Raw genomic sequence first — 2,869 nt, forward strand, 5'->3', positions numbered from 1 at the left:
AACAGTATCGCGGCTACGATGTACGCTGCTGTAACGAGTCCTGAAGACATGGTGATTCTCCAATTATTTGTGAAAGTAACTGTGTTTTTTAATCGGGTCGTCTGAAAAATTGAAATGCGGGTTTTCAGACGAACTAAAAAATTTAATGGCTGCTTCAGATAGAACGTGAGAAGCCTCGTTGTTGTTCTTGTTGAATATTTTGGTTTTCTTGAGCAACAAGCTGTTGTTGCTGCTCTTCTTCTAAAGCCTGTTGGACTCTTTCGTTGAAACTGGCAACTTTATAAGGATTATCGGCCAAAAGTTTTTTTGCATACGAACCGTCGGTATCATTCAATAATCCTTGCAGCATAGCCATAGTTTCTTCGTATTTGGATTCAGGTTTGGGATTCTCTGCAGGTTCTGGCTGTGTTTGCATGGCATATTGGGGATCTTCTTTGAATTCCTCTTCTTCAAGATAACTCAAGTCCTTCAGGTCGGAAATGCCTGCATCGTCAGGATGTTGCGGTACGAGATTCCTATCCAGTTTATTTCCCGAACCCGGGGCAAGATGTCGGAATATTCCGTCTTTTTCAGGTTCGGGAAAGCCTGCTTCGCGTAATAAGGTATCGGCAAGGGTATTGGAATTTTGCCTCAAGAAGTCGTAAGGATAGATATTGTCCTTGCTTTGGGCATTACGTACCATTTCCTGCCATTTGGTAGATAAATCGGGAGCTTCGGCGATCAGTTCTCGGTATTGCTTTTGTGGAGAAATTGGTGAGCCATTTTTGTAATACCAAGCAGTATCTTTATTATTGATATTATCTGGGTTGTGAGTATTGTATGGCAAACCTATATGATTTGGTAAACCAGTTTCAATATGAATTTTCCCCAAAGGAAGCTGCGGAGAAGTTTCTTGTCCTGCCCAACCACTGATGCTGTACTGTTGGCCTCTTTTATCGGTATAGAGTAAAAATTTATGATGATATTCCACACCTGCAAATGTACCGATATGCCGATAGCCGACTTCTATTTTTTCATTAACCATATTCATTTTCTTATTCAACATAGTTAAGGGTAGCATCAATTTTTTCTAAATAACCATTATTATTAAACCTCAACATTATTGAAATTCTTGGTGTAGGTACAAAAGGTAATTCCTGCTTGAAGTATCCTGCGTGTATAACTCCATCTACCTCATGATAATTTTGATTCATTTGGGTTAATGAATTTATTACTTGTTCTCGCGATGAACCAAGTGGTAAATATTTAGATATGATATGACTTACATCAATCGTACTCCATCTTGGTATAGCTTCTCGTTTTATAGACAAAATTTCGTTCAGCATGGGGCTTTGGGTCGGCATATTACCTTTTCCTTTTAAGGTTGATTGTTGAACTTCAGAGTGTTTTTCATAATTGCTTGCCTCGCAGGCTGATAAAAAAATAAGTGATAGGGTAATTGGCAATACTGCAAATGTGCCGATATGCCTGTAGCCGACTTCTATTTTTTCGTTTGCCATTTATATTCTCCTATTGTTATTGAGCATAATGAAATTTACTATCGATATCCTCCAAATAGCCTAAATTATTAAATTTTAATACAATACTGACCGAAGGATAAGGAATCATTGGATGAACCTGCCTGCCATAACCTGCATAAATAACATTTCCTTCATCAGTATAGTGTTGATTCATATCGCTTAACTTATTAATAACCTCTTCTTTAGAAGAACCAATCGGTAAATATTCGGAGACAATATAGGTAACATCTTTTACCTTCCCTCCGGCGGTATATTTTTCACAGGCAAAAATTTCATTCAGCATGGGACTTGAGGGTTGCATATTGTTTTTTTCTTTCAAGGTTGATAGCTGGGTTTTAGAATTTTTTTCATGGTTACTTGCTTCACAAACCGATAAACATATAAGTGATATAACAAGTGATAATATCGTTAAATTTATAAATTTCATGATGAATCCTTTGATAGACTTCTATTTTTTAATTAATAACTTTTTAATATTTTATAAATTGTTGCTTTTATCTAAGTAGGAAGAATTGCTTAATAAATTTCCATTTCTATCAAAGAATAAGCTGATGTATAAATCACGTCTATTGCCTAAATTACCCTCACCCTTTTTATAATGAATAAGCAATTTGTTATTTGAATTCTCTAAAATATCAAAATCATTAGAGATAAAGTTGTTTATTTCATGCCTAGGCGTACCTGAATGTATGTATTGTGAGACAATATGACTAACATCTGCACGTTGGCTTGAAATATCCGTAATGTGGGTTTTAAAGACTTCATTTAACATTAAGTTTAAGTTTGACATGTCTCTTTGCCCTTTTAAGGCTGATTGTTGGATTTCAGAATGTTTTTCATGGTTACTTACTTTGCAAGCTGATAAAAATACAAGTGAAATAACAATTGGTAATACTGCTAAGTTTCTCAATTGTATAATTAATCCCCCATAAAGACTTCTATTTTTGTTTGTCATTCGAATTTTCTTATTATTGAGCATAAGAAAATTCGCTATTAATATTTTCTAAGTTTCCAAATATATTGAATTTCAAGGTAATTCTAACTCCTGCTTGTGGAACCATAGGAGGTGTCTTTTTTCCATACCCTGCATGAATAATATTACCCTCTTCCTTATAATTCTGATTCATTTCATTTAATTTATTAATTACTTCTTCTTTAGAAGAACCAATCGGGAGATATTTAGCAACAATATGGCTTACATCTTTGGACTAACCGGGTTCGATGTATTTTTCACTGGCAAAAATTTCGTTCAGCATGGGGCTTTGGGTCGGCAGATTACTTTTTCCTTTTAAGGTTGATTGTTTAACTTCAGAGAGTTTTTCATAATTGCTTGCCTCGCAGGCTGATAA

General features: G+C 35.1%; 5 protein-coding genes. All 5 read right to left on the bottom strand.

Annotation, left to right across the window (positions count from 1 at the left end; genetic code table 11):
* Positions 1-154 precede the first annotated feature (154 nt).
* From HMPREF2954_RS10920 to HMPREF2954_RS13135, 5 genes are read right to left on the bottom strand one after another with little or no spacing between them, the layout of a single operon-like run.
* Positions 155-1,024, bottom strand: coding sequence for a hypothetical protein (locus HMPREF2954_RS10920; RefSeq protein ID WP_045073776.1), 870 nt, complete (start codon positions 1,022-1,024; stop codon positions 155-157).
* 10 nt (positions 1,025-1,034) lie between these two features.
* On the bottom strand, positions 1,035-1,499 hold the full coding sequence (locus tag HMPREF2954_RS10925) for a hypothetical protein (RefSeq protein WP_052242843.1): 465 nt from the start codon (positions 1,497-1,499) through the stop codon (positions 1,035-1,037).
* Positions 1,500-1,515: 16 nt separating this feature from the next.
* A complete protein-coding gene (locus tag HMPREF2954_RS10930) occupies positions 1,516-1,947 on the bottom strand; it encodes a hypothetical protein (RefSeq protein WP_045073781.1) in 432 nt (143 codons plus the stop codon).
* A gap of 51 nt (positions 1,948-1,998) precedes the next feature.
* Entirely contained in the window at positions 1,999-2,475 is a 477-nt protein-coding gene (locus tag HMPREF2954_RS10935) for a hypothetical protein (protein ID WP_197067781.1), read from the bottom strand.
* 13 nt (positions 2,476-2,488) lie between these two features.
* Entirely contained in the window at positions 2,489-2,647 is a 159-nt protein-coding gene (locus HMPREF2954_RS13135) for a hypothetical protein (protein ID WP_210398488.1), read from the bottom strand.
* Between the last annotated feature and the right edge of the window lie 222 nt (positions 2,648-2,869).

It is taken from the genome of Neisseria sp. HMSC067H09, assembly GCF_001814135.1.
GTDB lineage: Bacteria > Pseudomonadota > Gammaproteobacteria > Burkholderiales > Neisseriaceae > Neisseria.